Origin of the sequence: Geothrix mesophila, assembly GCF_022808835.1 — a bacterium.
GTDB lineage: Bacteria > Acidobacteriota > Holophagae > Holophagales > Holophagaceae > Geothrix > Geothrix paludis.
This window is the reverse complement of the sequence record NZ_JAKZLD010000001.1, coordinates 1,623,403-1,637,058: the sequence shown is the minus strand read 5'-3', so window position 1 is coordinate 1,637,058 and position 13,656 is coordinate 1,623,403. Positions and strand designations below refer to the sequence as shown.

At 69.5% G+C, this 13,656-nt stretch carries 18 protein-coding genes; 14 read left to right on the top strand and 4 right to left on the bottom strand.

Annotated elements, in window-relative coordinates; translation table 11 throughout:
- Window positions 1-74: 74 nt before the first annotated feature.
- The 11 genes from MLG87_RS07345 (at window position 75) to MLG87_RS07295 (ending at window position 7,533) form a co-directional block, all read left to right on the top strand.
- Complete coding sequence (locus MLG87_RS07345) at window positions 75-1,607, top strand: M14 family metallopeptidase (protein WP_243294532.1); 1,533 nt, start codon at window positions 75-77, stop codon at window positions 1,605-1,607.
- A gap of 232 nt (window positions 1,608-1,839) precedes the next feature.
- Window positions 1,840-2,256, top strand: a complete 417-nt coding sequence (locus tag MLG87_RS07340) for a DoxX family protein (RefSeq protein ID WP_243294531.1) — start codon at window positions 1,840-1,842, stop codon at window positions 2,254-2,256.
- 62 nt (window positions 2,257-2,318) lie between these two features.
- Window positions 2,319-2,726, top strand: a complete 408-nt coding sequence (locus MLG87_RS07335) for an SRPBCC family protein (RefSeq protein ID WP_243294530.1) — start codon at window positions 2,319-2,321, stop codon at window positions 2,724-2,726.
- Window positions 2,727-2,790: 64 nt separating this feature from the next.
- Complete coding sequence (locus tag MLG87_RS07330) at window positions 2,791-3,216, top strand: YciI family protein (RefSeq protein WP_243294529.1); 426 nt, start codon at window positions 2,791-2,793, stop codon at window positions 3,214-3,216.
- Between the two features lie 44 nt (window positions 3,217-3,260).
- Window positions 3,261-3,680 (top strand): VOC family protein, encoded by a 420-nt coding sequence (locus tag MLG87_RS07325; protein ID WP_243294528.1) that lies wholly within the window; start codon window positions 3,261-3,263, stop codon window positions 3,678-3,680.
- Window positions 3,681-3,690: 10 nt separating this feature from the next.
- Window positions 3,691-4,269, top strand: a complete 579-nt coding sequence (locus MLG87_RS07320) for a dihydrofolate reductase family protein (RefSeq protein WP_243294527.1) — start codon at window positions 3,691-3,693, stop codon at window positions 4,267-4,269.
- 32 nt (window positions 4,270-4,301) lie between these two features.
- A complete protein-coding gene (locus MLG87_RS07315) occupies window positions 4,302-4,775 on the top strand; it encodes a VOC family protein (RefSeq protein ID WP_243294526.1) in 474 nt (157 codons plus the stop codon).
- Between the two features lie 75 nt (window positions 4,776-4,850).
- Window positions 4,851-6,125: an RNA polymerase sigma factor gene (locus tag MLG87_RS07310; RefSeq protein WP_243294525.1), complete on the top strand. Its 1,275-nt coding sequence runs from the start codon at window positions 4,851-4,853 to the stop codon at window positions 6,123-6,125.
- 43 nt (window positions 6,126-6,168) lie between these two features.
- Window positions 6,169-6,528 carry a YciI family protein gene (locus tag MLG87_RS07305; protein ID WP_243294524.1) on the top strand — a complete coding sequence of 120 codons (360 nt, stop codon included), beginning with the start codon at window positions 6,169-6,171 and terminating at the stop codon, window positions 6,526-6,528.
- Between the two features lie 104 nt (window positions 6,529-6,632).
- Window positions 6,633-7,274, top strand: coding sequence for a sensor domain-containing protein (locus MLG87_RS07300; RefSeq protein ID WP_243294523.1), 642 nt, complete (start codon window positions 6,633-6,635; stop codon window positions 7,272-7,274).
- Window positions 7,275-7,284: 10 nt separating this feature from the next.
- Entirely contained in the window at window positions 7,285-7,533 is a 249-nt protein-coding gene (locus MLG87_RS07295) for a DUF4342 domain-containing protein (protein ID WP_243294522.1), read from the top strand.
- Between the two features lie 3 nt (window positions 7,534-7,536).
- On the opposite strand, the gene MLG87_RS07290 is transcribed toward MLG87_RS07295, so the two are convergent.
- Window positions 7,537-8,514: a SpoIIE family protein phosphatase gene (locus MLG87_RS07290; RefSeq protein WP_243294521.1), complete on the bottom strand. Its 978-nt coding sequence runs from the start codon at window positions 8,512-8,514 to the stop codon at window positions 7,537-7,539.
- Complete coding sequence (locus MLG87_RS07285) at window positions 8,511-9,011, bottom strand: DinB family protein (RefSeq protein ID WP_243294520.1); 501 nt, start codon at window positions 9,009-9,011, stop codon at window positions 8,511-8,513. The genes MLG87_RS07290 and MLG87_RS07285 overlap by 4 nt, the downstream gene beginning before the upstream one ends.
- A gap of 85 nt (window positions 9,012-9,096) precedes the next feature.
- On the opposite strand from MLG87_RS07285, the gene MLG87_RS07280 reads away from it, so the two are divergent.
- From MLG87_RS07280 to MLG87_RS07270, 3 genes are all read left to right on the top strand, one after another.
- Window positions 9,097-9,750, top strand: coding sequence for a CGNR zinc finger domain-containing protein (locus MLG87_RS07280; RefSeq protein ID WP_243294519.1), 654 nt, complete (start codon window positions 9,097-9,099; stop codon window positions 9,748-9,750).
- A 78-nt stretch (window positions 9,751-9,828) separates the two neighbouring features.
- The gene (locus MLG87_RS07275; RefSeq protein WP_243294518.1) at window positions 9,829-10,428 is read left to right on the top strand and encodes a hypothetical protein; all 600 of its coding nucleotides are present in this window, start codon (window positions 9,829-9,831) and stop codon (window positions 10,426-10,428) included.
- A gap of 103 nt (window positions 10,429-10,531) precedes the next feature.
- On the top strand, window positions 10,532-10,936 hold the full coding sequence (locus MLG87_RS07270) for a VOC family protein (RefSeq protein WP_243294517.1): 405 nt from the start codon (window positions 10,532-10,534) through the stop codon (window positions 10,934-10,936).
- Between the two features lie 13 nt (window positions 10,937-10,949).
- Here MLG87_RS07270 and MLG87_RS07265 read toward each other — a convergent pair whose 3' ends face one another.
- On the bottom strand, window positions 10,950-12,749 hold the full coding sequence (locus tag MLG87_RS07265; protein WP_243294516.1) for an AMP-dependent synthetase/ligase: 1,800 nt from the start codon (window positions 12,747-12,749) through the stop codon (window positions 10,950-10,952).
- 23 nt (window positions 12,750-12,772) lie between these two features.
- Entirely contained in the window at window positions 12,773-13,594 is an 822-nt protein-coding gene (locus tag MLG87_RS07260; protein ID WP_243294515.1) for a DUF4388 domain-containing protein, read from the bottom strand.
- Between the last annotated feature and the right edge of the window lie 62 nt (window positions 13,595-13,656).

Sequence of the window (13,656 nt, the reverse complement as noted above, 5' to 3'; positions counted from 1 at the left end):
CGACATGGAACCTCCCGCATGGACGCCAGGTCATCCATGGGGGGAGAATGCCCTTCCGATCCCCCGGAGGTTCCATGGCCCTGCTGACCCGCGCCGAAGCCACCCGCTACGAGGAGACCAGTCGCCACGCGGACGTGATGGCCTTCATCGCAGGCCTCCAGGCCAAGGGCGACAAGCGCCTGCATGTCACCTCCTTCGGCGTGAGTCCCCAGGGCCGCGAGCTGCCCCTGCTGGTGCTCTCCGCCCACGGCGCGACGACGCCCGAGCAGGCCCGCAGCCTGGGCCTCCCCGTGGTGCTGGTCATCAGCGGCATCCACGCGGGCGAGGTGGAGGGCAAGGAGGGCTGCCTGATGCTGGTGCGCGACCTGCTCGACGGCAAGCCGGGCCTGGACGCGGGCCAGATCCTCGAGAGCCTCACCCTCGTGGTGGCGCCGCTCTTCAACCCCGACGGCAACGACGCCATCGACCCCGGCAACCGCAAGCTGCACCTGCCCAAGCTCACGGGCCAACTCGGGCCCGACAGCGGCGTGGGCACCCGCGTGAACGCCGCCAAGATCAACCTGAACCGCGACTACCTGAAGTACGAGGGCGCGGAGATGCGCCTGCTCCAGACCCGCGTCTGCCAGCCCTGGGCGGCGGACCTCACCATCGACAACCACGCGACGAACGGCTCGGTCCACCGCTTCTCCATGACCTACGACATCCCCCACACCGTGGAGAGCGGACGGGGCGAGCCCATCGAGTACATGCGCAACCGCCTGCTGCCGCCCGTCACAGCGGCCCTGAAGGCCAACCACGGCCTGGACGCGGGCTGGTACGGCAACTTCGTGGAGGACGAGCGGGCCCTGGACGCGGACCGCGACGCCGAGCCCGGCGCCCCCGTGCGCGAAGGCTGGATGACCTACCCGCACCATCCGCGCTTCGGCAGCAACTACCGGGGCCTCACCAGCCGCATGGACCTGCTGCTGGAGTGCTACAGCTACATCCCCTTCTCCGAGCGGGTCCGCACGGCCTATGCCTTCATGCTGGAGACCTTCAAGTATGTGGCGGCCCACCGGGACGAGGTGGCGCAGACCGTGGCGGAGAGCCGCGCGCCCCGAAACCGCATCGCCGTGCGCTACGACCTGAAAACCTTCCCGCAGCCCGTGGAGATCCTCACGCGCACGCCCCGCACCCTGGAGGGCGCGCCCAGCGCCGTGACCATCCCCCACCTGGGCCGCTTCGTGGGCAGCCTGGTGGTGGACCGTCCGGCGGCCTACCTGGTGCCGCCGCCCGTGGCCGCCCACCTGCGCCTGCACGGGCTCGCGCTCCAGGAGGCCCTGGGCACCTTCGATGTGGAAGTCCCCGTGGTGGAGGCCCTGGAGACTGAAGGGGGCCGGGCCATCCTGGAGGCCGCCGCCGTGGGCGAGCTGTCCGTCTCCTGGCGGCGCGGCCCGCGGAAGGCCCCGGCCGGCTGGTCCCTGGTACCCACGGACCAGCCCCTGGGCGCCATCGCCGCCTACCTGTGCGAAGCCGAGAGCGATGACGGCGCCGTGGAGAACGGTCTCCTGCCCGCGCCCACCCCCGGCGACGAGCTGGCCCTCTGGCGCGTGCCGGATCTGGGCTGAGCGCAGCCCCTTCCGGAAGGAGGCTGAGGCCTCCGGCTTCAGCCGGTCGGGAAACCCACGTGTTTATTTACGCCAAATAAACAACTTAATAATTAATGGCAAAAAAAGTTTCAAAGCCTGTCGATTCCGCCGTCTCCCGTTCGTCGCATGAGTAGAATCCGGGATCTGCCGCCACCTCGCGCGGAAGCCACTCCCATGGTTCACGTCTGCAGCGCACCTGGAGGAGGCAACCATGCCAACCAACACCCAACCCATTCCCATCCCGACCGGACGGCTCTGGGCAGGCCGCATCCTCAGCGCCCTGCCCATCCTGTTCCTGCTCTTCGATGGCATCGCCAAGGTGCTGCAGCTTCCCCCGGTCCTCGAGGGCACCGCGAAACTCGGCTATCCCCTCGGCGTCGTCGTTCCCCTCGGGCTCACGCTGCTCGCCTGCACCGTGCTCTATGCGGTCCCCCGGACCTCCGTGCTGGGGGCCATCTTCCTTACCGGCTACCTCGGCGGCGCCGTCGCCTCCCACGTGCGCGTCGGTGATCCGCTGTTCTCCCACGCCCTGTTCCCGACCTATGTCGCGGTACTCATCTGGGGCGGGCTCTTCCTGCGGGATGCGCGCCTGCGCGCCCTCCTCCCCTTCGCCCGGCCCCTCGCCTAGCGTGGCCTCGTCCTGGTCGCTCGTTGAACCGCACCCAACTCCAACGCCTTAAAGGATGAAGCATGCCCATCACCGTTTCCTCGACCATTGCCGCTCCCCTCGCAGAGGTGTGGCGCGCCTACACGACCCCCGAAGACATCAAGGCCTGGAATGCGGCCTCTCCGGATTGGCACACCACCTCGGCTTCCGTCGATCTCCGTGAAGGCGGACAGTTCTCCTCACGCATGGAGGCGAAGGATGGAAGCATGGGCTTCGACTTCGCCGGCGTGTACACGAAGATCATCCCCCTCCACCTGATCGAATACGCCTTCGGAGATCGGACGGCGCAGGTCCGCTTCGAGGAGGGCCCTGGCGCGGTCACGCTCACCGTCACCTTCGAACCGGAATCCGTTTATCCCGAGGAACAGCAACGCGCGGGCTGGCAGGCCATCCTCGACAGTTTCGAGCGCCACGTGACTACTCGCGGCTGAGGTCCGCCGTCTTCATTCCCCGCAGAGCAGGGCTACATCCACCCTCGCGCCTCAGGAGGCCATCATGCGCGTCATGGTCATGATCAAGGCAAACCAGACTACGGAGGCAGGCACCCTCCCCGACGAGAAGCTGCTGGCCGACATGGGCCGCTACAACGACGAGCTGGTGAAGGCCGGCGTGATGCTCGCGGGGGAGGGGCTCCACCCCAGCTCGAAGGGCGTGCGGGTGCGGTTCTCCGGCGCGGCGCGGACCGTGATCGACGGGCCTTTCACCGAGACGAAGGAGCTGATCGCCGGCTTCTGGCTCTGGCAGGTCCGGTCGATGGCGGAGGCCGTGGAATGGATCAAGCGCTGCCCGAATCCCACGGGGGAGACGGCCGAGATCGAGCTCCGCCAGGTCTTCGAAGCCGAGGACTTCGGTCCCGAGTTCACGCCCGAGCTGCGGGAGCAGGAGGAACGCCTGCGCGCCCAGATCGCCGGAAAGGCCTAGTCGCACCAGCCCCACCTCCGCCACGCCACCAGGGAGAGCCTCCGATGCCAAAAATGATTTTCGTGAACCTGCCCGTCGCCGACCTCAAGACGTCGATGGCGTTCTACACCGCCCTCGGCTTCACCAACAATCCCGCGTTCTCGGACGAGACGGCGGCCTGCATGGTCTGGAGCGAGGCCATCTACGTGATGCTCCTGACCCATGCCAAGTGGCGCACGTTCACCACCCGGGCCATTCCTCCAGCCACCTCCAGCGAAGTGATGCTCTCCCTCTCCTGCGAGAGCCGGGAGGCCGTGGATGCCATGAACGCCGCCGCGGCCGCGCATGGTGGAAAGGCCGACATCAACCCCATTCAGGACCTCGGCTTCATGTACGGCCGCGATTTCGCCGATCCGGACGGGCACGCCTGGGGGCCGGTGTGGATGGATCCGTCGGCGATCCCCCATGACCAGCAGGCCGGTTGAAGGGGCTCCCATGAGAAGGCTCAAGATCATCGAACACATCTCGCTGGACGGCGTGATCCAGCATTCCGCCGATGACGACGGTTTCCGCCACAGCGACTGGACCGTGCCGTACCGGTCACCCGCGGGCCGGGATGCCATGCTGGCGGCGTATGGCGGGAGCTTCGATCTGTTGCTTGGCCGCCGCACCTACGACATCTGGTCGGGCTACTGGCCCAAGGCGCCGGGCAGCCCGATGGCGGACGGCCTCAATGCGGCCACCAAATATGTCGCGACCCACCGTCCGGAGAGCCTTGAGTGGGGCCCGTTCGAGGGCCTTGGGCCGGACGTCGTCGAGGGCGTTCGCCGCATCAAGGCCCAGGACGGCCCGGATCTCATCCTCTCGGGCAGCTCCACGCTGACATCGGCGCTGCTTGAACATGGGCTTGCGGATGAAGTCCTGCTGGCCGTCTATCCGGTCCTGCTGGGCACGGGGAAGCGCGTCTTCGCGGCGGGAACCCCGCCCTGTTCCTTCGAGCTCGTCAGCACGAAGGCCTTCCCGTCAGGCATCATCTTCGCCACGTACAAGACCGCTGGGCCCTTGAAGACCTAACCCGACGCTCACGATCCACAGGAGGCTTCCACATGAGCAAGAACACGATCTGTCTGTGGTTCGACCGCGACGCGGAAGAAGCGGCCCGCTTCTACACAGAGACCTTTCCGCAGAGCCGTCTCGGAGCCATCCACAAAGCCCCTTCCGACTATCCGGATGGGAAAGCCGGCGACACCCTGGTCGTGGAATTCGTCGTCGCCGGCATCCCGTGCATCGGGTTGAACGGCGGGCCCCAGTTCAAGCACAGCGAGGCCTTTTCCTTCCAGATCGCCACGGAAAGCCAGGAGGAGACGGACCGGTATTGGAACGCGATCGTCAGAAACGGCGGCCAGGAAAGCCAATGCGGTTGGTGCAAGGACAAGTGGGGCATCAGCTGGCAGATCACGCCCCGCCTCCTGACCGACGCGATGGCCAAGGGCGGTCCGGCTGCGAAGCGTGCCTTCGAAGCCATGATGCCCATGACGAAAATCGACATCGCTGCCATTGAAGCGGCCATCCGGGGTTGATTCCCACCCCTCGGAAAGGTTGAGGCCCCCCGGGAGGTTGCGGCCCGCCGAGGAAGCTGGTCTGATTCCCGTGTGATGACATCCGACGTCCATCGAGCCATCGACGCCGTCTGGCGGATGGAATCCGCGCGGCTCATCGGGGGGCTCCTGCGGATGGTGCGCGACCTGGACCTGGCGGAGGAGCTCGCCCAGGACGCCCTCGTCGCCGCCCTCGAGCAGTGGCCCGGGACGGGGGTCCCGGAGAATCCCGGGGCCTGGCTCATGGCCACGGCCAAGCGCCGGGCCATCGACCGGCTGCGGCGGATCAAACTGATGGAGCAGAAGCACGAGGCCCTGGGCCGGGAGCTCGAGGCCCAGCAGGAGACGGCCATGGAGGCCCTCGACGCCGAGCTGGACGATCCCATCGGGGACGACCTGCTGCGGCTCATGTTCATCGCCTGCCATCCGCGCCTCTCGCCCGAGGCCAGGACCGCGCTCACTCTGCGGCTGCTGGGGGGCCTGACCACCGGGGAGATCGCCCGAGCCTTCCTCGTGCCGGAGGCCACCGTCGCGCAGCGCATCGTCCGGGCCAAGCGGACCCTGGCCGAGGCGCGGGTTCCCTTCGAAGGGCCCCGCGGGGCCGAGCTCCGCGACCGCCTGGATTCGGTGCTGGAGGTGATCTACCTCATCTTCAACGAGGGCTATTCCGCCACCGCCGGCGAGGACTGGATCCGCCCCGGGCTCTGCGAGGAGGCCCTGCGGCTCAGCCGCATCCTGGCCGGGCTGGCCCCGCAGGAGCCGGAGGTCCACGGCCTGGTCGCCCTCCTGGAGATCCAGGCCTCCCGGCTGCGGGCGCGGGTGGGGCCCGAGGGCGAACCCATCCTCCTGCTCGACCAGGACCGCGGGCGATGGGATCAGCTCCTCATCCGGCGCGGCCTGGAAGCCCTGGAGCGGGCCCTGGCCCTGGCCGGGGAGCTGGGCGAGCCCCCGGGGCCCTTCACGCTGCAGGCGGCCATCGCCGGCTGCCACGCGCGCGCCCGCACGGCCGCCGGCACCGACTGGGCGCGCATCGCTGCCCTCTATGGCGAGCTCGCCCACGTCACCCCCTCTCCCGTGGTGGAACTCAACCGCGCCGTGGCCCTCGGCATGACCTTCGGCCCCGCCGTCGGGCTCGAGGCCGTGGATGCGCTGGCCGCCGAGCCTTCGCTCAAGGACTACCACCTGCTTCCGAGCGTGCGCGGAGATCTGCTCGCCAAGCTCGGCCGCGCGGAGGAGGCGAAGGCGGCCTTCGAGCAGGCCGCCGCGCTCACCCGCAACGCCCGGGAACGCGGCTTCCTGCTCGAGCGGGCGGCGGCCTGCGGCGACGCGTGACCACCCGGCCCGGATTCCGGACCCAACCCACCAGGAGCCTCCGATGCCCTACATGCTGCTGATCATGGAACCCCGAGGCCAACGCGCCGCCCGCGGCGAGGAGGCGGGCCGCGCCGTCTACGAGCGGATGCTGCGTTTTGCCGAGGACCTCCAGGGCCGGGGCCTGCTCAAGCTCACCAGTTCGCTCCACTCCGATCACGAGGGGGTTCGCGTGGAGGTGCGGAACGGAAGGCCATCCCTGCTCGACGGCCCCTTTGCCGAGTCCAAGGAGATGGTCGGCGGCTTCTTCTACCTCACCTGCCAGACCCGGGAGGAGGCGGTGGCCATCGCCCTGGCCTGCCCCGCCGCCGAGTGGGCCACCGTCGAGGTGCGTGAGACCGGGCCCTGCTACGAAAGCCCCTGACGGCCGCGATCCCCGGTCCTTCGCCGGCCCGGACCCGCGGTTCGCCGGTTCGCTCCCCGACGGGGGGGAACTCTCCCTAGATTGGAGACACCCCGGGAGATCCCATGCCCCTGCAGTCCCCTCCGCATCCTGGTTTCTTCGAGGTCCTGGCCACGCGCCGGGCCTACACGACCCTGCTCTACCTGCTGCTCACCCTCGTCACGGGCATCCTTGCCTTCACCTACGCGGTGACGGGGCTGTCCCTGAGTCTGGGGCTGGCCATCCTCATCATCGGCATCCCGGTGGCGGTGGCCTTCCTGGCGGGCGCCCGCCTGCTCTCCGCGGCGGAGCTGCGCCTGCTGGGAGCGCTCGTGGGCGACGGAACCCCCGAGGCGCCGGCCCTGCTGCCGGCGGGCGAAGGGTGGCTGGCCCGCACGAAGGCCCTGGTGGGCGACCCCCGCACCTGGACCAGCCTGCTCTACTTCGTGCTGCTCATGCCCCTGGGCAGCGCCTACTTCACGCTGCTGGTCAGCCTCCTGACCACGAGCCTGGCCCTCCTGGCCGTACCGGTGCTGCACCTGCTTCATGTGGGCGGCGGCTTCACCGGCGATGTGGGCGGGGTGGTCTGGATCTCCGCCCACCCGGGCCTGGCGGTGGCCCTCTGCGGCCTGGCGGGTCTGGCCCTCCTGCCCCTCACCCTCCACCTGGCCCTGCTGCTGGGCCGCTTCCAGATCTGGCTGGCCCGCCACCTGCTGGTCAAGCCCTGAAGGAGATCCCATGGCCACGCGCACCGAGGAATTCAAGCTCGAGGGCGGCAAGATCCTCGACAAGATCAAGGAGCTCATCCACCAGGGCAACATCCGGCGGATCACCCTGAAGAACGAGGAGGGGAAGACCCTCATCGAGATCCCGCTCACGGTGGGCGTGGTGGGCGCGGCCCTGCTGCCGGTGTTCGCCGCCGTGGGCGCCCTGGCCGCGGTGGTCACCCGCATGGTGATCGTGATCGAGAAGACCGGGGACGATTGACGCTCAGGCCGCCCGCCGGACCGCCACCAGGGTGAGATCGTCGCCGTGGGGGGCCCCAGCCAGGTAGCGGTCCAGGTCCGCCCGGCAGGCCGTCAGCAGGTCGAGGAGGGGAAGGCCGGCGCCCCGGCGCAGGGAGGCGGCCGCCCGCCCGATGCCGAACTCGCGCTCGCCCCGGGCGGCCTCGGTCCACCCGTCCGTGTAGAGCAGCAGGGTCTGGCCCGGGCCCAGCTCCAGTTCCCGCTCGGTGTAGACGGAATCCCCGAACAGCCCCAGCGGCAGGCCGCCCCCTTCGAGGGGCCGCACGCCGCGGCCGTCCGCCAGCAGCGGCCGGGGATGCCCCGCGTTGGCGATGGAGAAGCGCCCGTCCGATTCGAGCCTCAGGGCGGCCAGGGTCGCGTAGCTGACCGAGGAGGTGGCCTCGGCGAAGAGCTCGTTGGCCCGCTTGAACAGGTCCGGAAGCGGCTGGCCCGTGGGCACCAGGGCCCGGAACAGGGCGTGCAGGTGGGACTGGAGCAGGGCCGCCGCCACGCCCTTCCCCGACACGTCCCCCAGCACCAGGTGGAGGGAGGATCCGGGCGCGGAGGGCGGGATGAGGTCCACGTGGTCGCCGGAGACCACACCGCGGGGCTCCCAGTGGTAGGCCACCTCCCACCCGGCCAGGACCAGATGCGTGGGCGGAAGGAGGGTGCGCTGCACCTTCCCGGCGGCCTGGAGATCCCGCTCCAGGCCCCGGCGCTCGGCTTCCGACAGGCATTCCAGGCAGACCGTGACCAGGGGATCCTCGGCCAGGCGCTCCGAGCCCATGGGATCGTGGCAGACCGCGCAGAAGCCCCAGGTCCCCACCTCGAGGGAGCCGATGGCCGCGTCCACCCGCCGCATCAGGTCCACCCACCGGTGCTCGTTCCGGGAGGCGGTCAGGCGGGCCAGGTGGTCCCGCCGGGCGGTGAGCCGCTCGAGGGTCCGGGCTTCGAGGGGCGTCATGGCAGCTTCCCCAGGGCGGCCTCGGACAGCTTGCGGATCAGGCCGATCTGGCCCGCGTGGTAGGCGTTGTGCTGCAGGGTGCCGAGGAGGAGCCCCCGGAGGGTGGTGTCGGAGCCCGGTCTGGCCTCGTCCAGGCGGGCCTCCTCCAGCGCGCGCACCGCGTCCCGCAGGCCGCAGTGCGCCGCCTCCAGGGCCTGGCAGAGGGCCTGCCAGGCGGCGTCGGACCCGGGGGCCACGGCTTCCCAGTCCCCGCCGGCCTCCGGAGAGGTGCGGGCCTCGCCGAGGATCTGGCGCCGGGCGTCCTCCATCCAGTAGGCCAGGTGTCCCGCGAGCTCGGCGATGGAATGGCCCGAGGGCCCCGGCCGCCAGCGCGCACGGGCTGCATCGACGCCCGCCAGCAGCTCCATCACCGAGGGGCCGTGCCAGGCACCGCCCCGGAAGGCGCGCTCCAGCTGGTCCGCCAGGCGGGTGGGGGTCGTTTCGCAGGTCTCGGGCATGACTAACCTCCTTGATGCTTGTTGTGGGTTAATATGGACCGATCTTTTAACCTGTCAAGCATCCAAGGCAGGTTAGCCTTCTCCCATGGAACCTTCCTCCAATCTGGCCCCGTCAGCCCCCTTCGATCGCTCCGGAGGCGACCTCAGCCTGGATTTCGCGAACACCTGGGGGGACCGGGGCCGTCCCGAGACCGACGACCTGGGATCCTACCCGCGGCTCCTGGCCTTCGCACGGCAGACGGACCTGGTGGCCGCCGATGTGGCGGAAGCCCTGGCCACCCAGGCCCTGGCGGACCCAGCCGCCGCCGAGGCCGCCCTTCAGGCCGCCCGGACCCTCCGGGAGGCCCTGTACGGCCTCTTCTCGGCCCGGGCCCACGGGCGGGCGGTGCCCCCTGCAGATCTGTCCACCCTGAACCGGACCCTCCGGGAAGCCCTGCCCCACCTCTGCCTCGCCTTCGACGCAGGCCCCCCCGCCTGGCGCTGGCGGGAGATGGACCGGCACCTCACGGCCCCCCTCTGGCCCATCGCCCGGGCCGCGGCGGACCTGCTGACCGCGGAGAACTCGGCCCCGGTCCGGGAGTGCGGCGGCTCCCAGTGCACCTGGCTGTTCCTGGACCTCAGCCGCAGCCGCTCCCGGCGCTGGTGCTCGATGACCAGCTGCGGCAACCGGGAGAAGGCCCGGCGCCACTACCATCGGGTCCGGAAGCAGAAACCGGGGCCCGGGGGCACCCCAGATTGATGACGCCTCAATCTTCTTGATTTCCGGAAGGGCCGATGGAAGGATGGGCCGCCTTCCCCTTTTCCATCAGGAGATCCCATGAAGAAGACCCTCGCGCTCGCCCTGCTTCTCGGCGCCCCCCTCGCGGCCCAGTCCTTCGAGGTGGGGCTCTTCGTCGGGCAGCAGCAGTACCCCTCCCCCCACATGGACGTGGCGCCCGGCACCACGCTGAAGGTGGAGGCGGACAACAAGACCGTCGTCGGCGCCCGCTTCGGCTACTCGGTGGTGGACTTCGGCCCCGTCCTGCTCCAGCTCACCGCCGGCTACCAGCCGGAATCCAAGTCGACCCTCAAGGCCACCCTGGGCGGCACGCCCATGGGCGAGAGCGAGCTGAAGCAGAGCCACTGGTCCGCCGGGGCCATGTTCAACTTCAAGGCCGTCATCGCCGTGGGCGCGGGGCTGGAGTTCCGCTCCGAATCCCTGAAGGAGACCACCGGGGACAGCACCACCTACAACCGCGTGTGGGCGCGCGTGAACGCCGGATACGCCTTCCCCAGCCCCCTGGTGAAGCCCTTCATCGGCGTCGAGGCTGCCTTCCCCCTCAGCTCCAAGAGCAACGACTTCGCCTCCGCGGCGGACCTGCTGAAGAGCCTCGCCCCCAAGAGCCAGATCGGCATCTACGCCGGCATCCGGTTCTGATCACGTCCAGTCGGGCAGGCCCGGCGGCGCACCCGCCGGGCCTGCCCCGTTATGCTGGGGCCGGAGACACCCCGGCTATGCTGGGGCCGGAGACACCCCGGCCATGCGCATCCTCGCCCTCGACCACCTGGTCCTCCGCGTCACCGACCTGGGGGCCATGACAGACTTCTACACGCGGGTGATCGGCCTGGAGCTCGACCGACAGGTGCCCGACCTGGGCCTCGTCCACCTACGGGCGGGGCGCTCCATGCTCGACCTGATCTCCGTGGGCGGGAAGCTCGGTGCGTCCGGAGGTGCGGCGCCGGGCGCGGAAGGGCGCAACCAGGACCACTTCTGCCTGCGCATCGAGCCCTTCGACGAGGCCGCCCTGCGCGCCCGCTTCGCCGCCCACGACATCGGGCTGAGCGAGGTCCACGACAACTACGGGGCCGAGGGCACCGGCCCCTCCGTCTACCTCCGGGACCCGGAGGGCAACGTGATCGAGCTGAAGGGGCCCTCGGCGGACTGAGCGCGGGCGGGGTTCAGGCGCCCCTGTAGAGCGACTCGATGAGGGTGGCGTACATCTCGTTCACCACCCGGCGCTTCACCTTGAGGCTGGGGGTGAGCTGGCCGCTCTCCAGGCTCAGCTCGTGGTCGAGGATGGCCACCTTCTTGACCTGCTCGAAGTTGGAGAGGTGCTGGTTGACCGTCTCCACCCGCTCCATCATCAGCTCGTGCACCTCGGGGCGGGCCACCAGGTCGCGGTTGTTGGAGAAGTGGATCTTCTTCTGGTGGGCCCAGCGATGCAGGCTGTCGAAGTTGGGGATGAGCAGGGCGGAGATGTAGTTCCGCTTGTCGCCCAGCAGCACGGCCTGGGTGATGAACTTGTCCGTCTTGAGCAGCTCCTCGATGGGCTGGGGCGCCACCTTCTTGCCGCCGCTGGTGACGATGATCTCCTTCTTGCGGTCCGTGATCTTGAGGAGTCCGCGGGGGCTCAGCTCGCCGATGTCGCCGGTGCGGAAGTAGCCGTCCGCGTCGAAGGCCTCCGCCGTGCCCTCCGGATTCTTCCAGTAGCCCTTCATCACGTTCGGGCCCTTGACGAGGATCTCGCCGTCCTCCGCGATCTTCACGTAGGGCTTGCCGTCCCAGGCGTCGTAGATGGGGCGCCCCACCTTGCCGGGCACCACCTCGCCGAAGCGGTTGAAGGAGACCACGGGGCTCGTCTCCGTGAGGCCGTAGCCTTCGGTGATGGGCAGGCCCACGGCCCAGAAGAAGGCCATGACCTTGGGCGCCAGGGGCGCGCCGCCGCTGATGGCGAAGCGGATGTTCCCGCCGGTGCGGGCCAGGATCTTGTGGAAGACCAGGTGGCGGCTCCACCAGAGCTGGAACTGGATCCAGATCGGGATGTTCTGCTTCTCGTACAGGTAGGGCACGGACATGTCGCCGGCCCACATGGCCCAGTGGAAGATGAAGCGCTTCACCAGGCTGCTGGAGGCCACGTTCTCCCGCACCCGGGCGTAGATCTTCTCGTAGATGCGGGGCACGCTGATGATGATGGTGGGCTTGGTGGCCTGGAGGTCGTCGGCCACGGTGGCGATGCTCTCCGCATAGTAGATGCTGGCGCCGATGCGGAAGGTGGAGTAGTGCCCCGCCATCCGCTCCAGGATGTGGGAGAGGGGCAGGAAGGAGAGGCAGCGGTCCCCCTTCTTGAGCTGCAGCAGCTGGAGCGTGCGCTCCACGTTGGACACCAGGTTCCCGTGGGTGAGCATGGCGCCCTTGGGATCGCCCGTGGTGCCGGACGTGTAGATGATGGTCAGCAGGTCCTCCGCCTTCCGCGCCTTGGCCCAGGCCCGCACCTCGGCACGGCGGGCCTCCAGACCCTCGCCCTCGGCCATGAGGGTGGAGAAGGGGATCACGCTTGAATCGGCGGGGATGCCGTCCATCTGCACCACCCACTGCAGGGCGGAGCCGGGCCCCTGCGCGGTCAGGGCCTTCCGGGCCTGATCCGCCGTGGAGCAGAAGACGATGCGCGCCTCGGAGTGCTTGAGGATGAAGGCGCTCTGGGGCGCGTTCAAGGTGGGGTAGACCGGCACGGTGGGCAGACCGGAGATGGCGCAGGCGTAGTCCACCACCGCCCACTCGGGCCGGTTCTCGCAGATCAGGGCCACGGGCTCGCCCGCCTTGAGGCCGCGGGCCTCCAGGGCCAGGGCCAGGCGCTCCACCCGGGCCTGCAGGTCCTGGTGGGAGATCGGCACATAGCCGCCGCCCTTCCGGTAGGCCAGGGCATCCGGCGACTGGAAGGCACAGGCCTGATAGAACAGATCGGCGATGGTTTGGACCATGGTCTTGCTCCGGAAGAAGATCGTCAGGGCGCGGGCCGCACCACCACCGATTCGGTGGGGCCGAGGCCCCAGCTCTTGAGCAGGGGCTCAGGCACCGAGATCACGCCGTCGGCCAGGCCGGGCACGAAGCGCGCCGCCTCGTGCGCCACGCCGCCCCGCCACTGGATCCGCACCTGGGTGATGAAGCCGTGGCTGTAGGGCTGGAGGCCCCGCCAGCGGGATTCGTGGATGACGCCCAGCGCCACGTGGTCGCCCTTCTTGAACAGCCCCGTCTTCATCGTCTCCACGGCCAGCGGAACGGCAGGCTCGAAGACCTGGAGGCGCTCGGCCCCCAGCAGGGCGAAGGCCGCCTCCAGCACCGCCGTCTCGTTCAACTGGGTGGAGGCCATCACCTGGTGGAAGTCCTGGTAGCCGTCGAAGTGCGCGATGGCCTTGAGGGCCTCGGGGGTGAGCTTCAGGCCCGCGGTGAGGGCCGGCTCCGGCAGGAAGGTCCAGGGCACCGCGTCCAGGGACGGGAAGTAGGCCCCCAGGCGGCGGCGGGTGTCCAGGGTGCGGGCCGATTCCATGAGCAGGTCCGGCACGCTCCGCCGGATGCTGCCCACGGGCTTGACCGGCACCGCCTGGAACTCGAACTCGCCCCGCTCCCAGGCCAGCAGCTCGAAGGCGGCGGATTCGCCGGTGGAGCGCGAGGTTTCCGCGTGGACCACCGCGCCGCCGCTCACGTACATCACGCCCTGGAAGCGACCGTTCTGCATGAGCAGCTGGCCGGTCTTCTTGTTCAGATGGAGCAGCTGCACCACGTCCGTGATGCTGATGCTCTCGAGGAGGCCCCGGAGGTTGCTCATGGGCGCTCCGGAACCGTGAAAGCGTGGATTCCCGCGGCCCCGGCGGAAGGGGTGCTGCGGGG

What these genes read in the sequence shown, in the direction of transcription:
- MLG87_RS07345 (WP_243294532.1), top strand. Translation starts at nt 75, where the DNA reads ATGGCCCTGCTGACCCGCGCCGAAGCCACCCGCTACGAGGAGACCAGT.
- MLG87_RS07340 (WP_243294531.1), top strand. Translation starts at nt 1,840, where the DNA reads ATGCCAACCAACACCCAACCCATTCCCATCCCGACCGGACGGCTCTGG.
- MLG87_RS07335 (WP_243294530.1), top strand. Translation starts at nt 2,319, where the DNA reads ATGCCCATCACCGTTTCCTCGACCATTGCCGCTCCCCTCGCAGAGGTG.
- MLG87_RS07330 (WP_243294529.1), top strand. Translation starts at nt 2,791, where the DNA reads ATGCGCGTCATGGTCATGATCAAGGCAAACCAGACTACGGAGGCAGGC.
- MLG87_RS07325 (WP_243294528.1), top strand. Translation starts at nt 3,261, where the DNA reads ATGCCAAAAATGATTTTCGTGAACCTGCCCGTCGCCGACCTCAAGACG.
- MLG87_RS07320 (WP_243294527.1), top strand. Translation starts at nt 3,691, where the DNA reads ATGAGAAGGCTCAAGATCATCGAACACATCTCGCTGGACGGCGTGATC.
- MLG87_RS07315 (WP_243294526.1), top strand. Translation starts at nt 4,302, where the DNA reads ATGAGCAAGAACACGATCTGTCTGTGGTTCGACCGCGACGCGGAAGAA.
- MLG87_RS07310 (WP_243294525.1), top strand. Translation starts at nt 4,851, where the DNA reads ATGACATCCGACGTCCATCGAGCCATCGACGCCGTCTGGCGGATGGAA.
- MLG87_RS07305 (WP_243294524.1), top strand. Translation starts at nt 6,169, where the DNA reads ATGCCCTACATGCTGCTGATCATGGAACCCCGAGGCCAACGCGCCGCC.
- MLG87_RS07300 (WP_243294523.1), top strand. Translation starts at nt 6,633, where the DNA reads ATGCCCCTGCAGTCCCCTCCGCATCCTGGTTTCTTCGAGGTCCTGGCC.
- MLG87_RS07295 (WP_243294522.1), top strand. Translation starts at nt 7,285, where the DNA reads ATGGCCACGCGCACCGAGGAATTCAAGCTCGAGGGCGGCAAGATCCTC.
- MLG87_RS07290 (WP_243294521.1), bottom strand. Translation starts at nt 8,514, where the DNA reads ATGACGCCCCTCGAAGCCCGGACCCTCGAGCGGCTCACCGCCCGGCGG.
- MLG87_RS07285 (WP_243294520.1), bottom strand. Translation starts at nt 9,011, where the DNA reads ATGCCCGAGACCTGCGAAACGACCCCCACCCGCCTGGCGGACCAGCTG.
- MLG87_RS07280 (WP_243294519.1), top strand. Translation starts at nt 9,097, where the DNA reads ATGGAACCTTCCTCCAATCTGGCCCCGTCAGCCCCCTTCGATCGCTCC.
- MLG87_RS07275 (WP_243294518.1), top strand. Translation starts at nt 9,829, where the DNA reads ATGAAGAAGACCCTCGCGCTCGCCCTGCTTCTCGGCGCCCCCCTCGCG.
- MLG87_RS07270 (WP_243294517.1), top strand. Translation starts at nt 10,532, where the DNA reads ATGCGCATCCTCGCCCTCGACCACCTGGTCCTCCGCGTCACCGACCTG.
- MLG87_RS07265 (WP_243294516.1), bottom strand. Translation starts at nt 12,749, where the DNA reads ATGGTCCAAACCATCGCCGATCTGTTCTATCAGGCCTGTGCCTTCCAG.
- MLG87_RS07260 (WP_243294515.1), bottom strand. Translation starts at nt 13,594, where the DNA reads ATGAGCAACCTCCGGGGCCTCCTCGAGAGCATCAGCATCACGGACGTG.